This window comes from Bradyrhizobium sp., from assembly GCF_049586575.1.
GTDB lineage: Bacteria > Pseudomonadota > Alphaproteobacteria > Rhizobiales > Xanthobacteraceae > Bradyrhizobium.
The window spans coordinates 1-2,280 of sequence record NZ_JBAVCF010000748.1 but is presented as its reverse complement, the minus strand read 5'-3'; the positions used below and the strand labels follow the sequence as shown (position 1 = coordinate 2,280).

Genomic DNA, 2,280 nt, shown 5'->3' with positions numbered 1-2,280 from the left:
GTATGAGAGCTGGTACGCGCCGATCTCCGTGATATTGGCGGTGCCGCTGTCGCTGATCGGGCCGATGCTGGTGCTGGAAGCGCTGAAGATCGACAACAACCTCTACGTCCAAATCGGACTTATCCTTCTGATCGCGCTGTCCGCCAAGAACGCGATTTTGATCGTCGAGGTTGCGCTCGAACTGCACGCGGCCGGCAAGTCGGTCATCGAATCCGCGATTGAGGCGGCGCGGGCGAGATTCCGCCCGATCCTGATGACGTCTTTCGCCTTTATCCTGGGCGTCCTGCCGCTGGTGCTTGCCACGGGGGCCGGCGCCAACGCCCGCAAGTCGATCGGCATCACCGTCTTCTCGGGCATGCTGGCCTCGACCTGCCTTGCGGTGCTGCTGGTTCCGACCTTCTTCGTCGTGGTGCAGCGCTTCGAGAATTGGCGTGCGGGCAAGAAAGCAGCGGTCGCCAGGCCGGCTTAGCTAGCCTCCAGCTTTAGCTTTCTCGGCCTTCTTCGGCTTGGGCGGCCCTTCGACCGGCGGCAGCGACTTCACATATTCCGCGATCGCGGCCGTATCGGCATCCGGCAGTTGCGAGGTGTTCTTGATCACGGCCACCATCGAGCCGCCGGCGGAATCGCCGTCGGGCGTTTGCCCGGTCTTGAGGAAATAATCGACGTCCTTGGCGCTCCAGTCGGAGAGCCCCTTCGGGGTGATGTTCGGCACCCAGCCCTCGCCTTCGGGATTGGGACCGCCGGCGAAGCGTTGCGCCGATATGATGCCGCCGAGGAAGTTGCGCGGCGAATGACACTCGGCGCAATGGCCGAGGCTATTGACGAGATAGGCGCCGCGATTCCATTGGGCGGAATGCGCGCTGTCCGGCGCAAATGGTTTGCGGTCGAAGAACATCAGCTTCCAGATGCCGACATTGCGGCGGATGTTGAACGGAAACGGAAGGTCGTGATCGCGCACCTTGCCGGGCACCGGTGCCAGCGTCTTCAGATAGGCGAACAGGTCCCTGACGTCGTCGATCCTGGCGTGGGCGTAGGACGTATAGGGAAACGCGGGAAACAAGTGCTGCCCACGCGGCGAAACCCCTCTCATCAACGAATTGACGAATTCGGCCTCGGTCCATTGACCGATCCCGTCAGCCGCGTCGGGCGAGATGTTCGGCGCGTAGAATGTACCGAATGGCGAGCGTAGCGCGAGGCCGCCACCGAGTTTCAGGCGGTCTGGCTGATCCGGCACCGCGTGACAGGCCGAACAGCCACCCGCGTTGAAGGCGACGAGGCCATTGGCGAGGTCAGGCGTCCGGGGCTGGAGGGTTATCTCCGCTCCGGATCCGACCGAGGGCTCCGTCAGCCCCCAGTAGGACGCAAGACCAAGGGCGACAACAATTCCTGCACCAAGAAATATTCCCCGCCGCATCATCGATCCGTCATTTGGGGAGAAACCCTCGCTTTCAGCGGCGGAAGTTGAGTCCGATTTGACCTCTACCGCCAGCATAGCTGCTGCGCGGCCCTCGGGCCGGCCAAAATTTGGGGCTTTCCAGCGAATTCTGGGAATAAAGTTGGAACCCGGCGGTTAGTCGGTACGTATATTTGGCGTCACAGGGAGAGAACCATGACCAAAGCCATCATTGCTACACTTGCGCTTGCCGCGACCGTTGTTTTCGCGGGTCCGGCCTTTGCCGAGAAATTCAAGGCGGCGTTGAGCGGCAAGTCCGAAGTACCGCCCAATGCCAGCGCCGGCACCGGCACCGCCGATATCGACTATGACCCCGCCAGCAAGAAGCTTTCCTGGAAACTGACCTATAGCGGACTGAGCGGTCCGGCGAAGGCCGCCCATTTCCACGGCCCCGCCGAGCCCGGCAAGAATGCCGGCGTCGTCGCGGCCATTCCCGGCGCGACCTCGAGCCCTGCCGAAGGCAGCGCCACGCTGACCGACGCCCAGGCGGCCGATCTCGAAGCCGGCAAGCTCTACGTCAACGTGCACACCGAGGCCAATCCCGGAGGCGAAATCCGCGGGCAGGTGACGAAGTAAACGCGACGAAGCTACTCCCTCACGCCAGGGGTTCTTCATCTCATCGCAGGACGAACAAGGAAGGGGTGAAAGCCTGATGGCCTTCACCCCTTTCTGCTGTGTCGTGGAAGACCAGCGTTGCGACAGACGGCGCTGAAGTCTCGCGCCGTTCTTCGTCGCGGTCAGCCCTTCTTGATCCGGAAGGTCTCGTGGCAGTTGCCGCATGCCTTGCCGATGGCGGGTGCGTTGACCTTCAGCGTATCGAGGCCCGT

General features: G+C 62.6%; 3 protein-coding genes. 2 read left to right on the top strand and 1 reads right to left on the bottom strand.

What is annotated here, in order from left to right:
* Positions 1 to 469: efflux RND transporter permease subunit (locus tag WB528_RS27035; RefSeq protein WP_423892408.1), on the top strand; the 469-nt coding region annotated here is incomplete at its 5' end.
* Here the strand turns inward: WB528_RS27035 and WB528_RS27030 are convergent.
* A complete protein-coding gene (locus tag WB528_RS27030) occupies positions 470 to 1,414 on the bottom strand; it encodes a c-type cytochrome (RefSeq protein WP_423892407.1) in 945 nt (314 codons plus the stop codon).
* Between the two features lie 195 nt (positions 1,415 to 1,609).
* On the opposite strand from WB528_RS27030, the gene WB528_RS27025 reads away from it, so the two are divergent.
* Entirely contained in the window at positions 1,610 to 2,029 is a 420-nt protein-coding gene (locus WB528_RS27025) for a CHRD domain-containing protein (RefSeq protein WP_423892406.1), read from the top strand.
* The last annotated feature ends 251 nt before the right edge of the window (positions 2,030 to 2,280 follow it).

What these genes read in the sequence shown, in the direction of transcription:
- WB528_RS27030 (WP_423892407.1), bottom strand. Translation starts at nt 1,414, where the DNA reads ATGCGGCGGGGAATATTTCTTGGTGCAGGAATTGTTGTCGCCCTTGGT.
- WB528_RS27025 (WP_423892406.1), top strand. Translation starts at nt 1,610, where the DNA reads ATGACCAAAGCCATCATTGCTACACTTGCGCTTGCCGCGACCGTTGTT.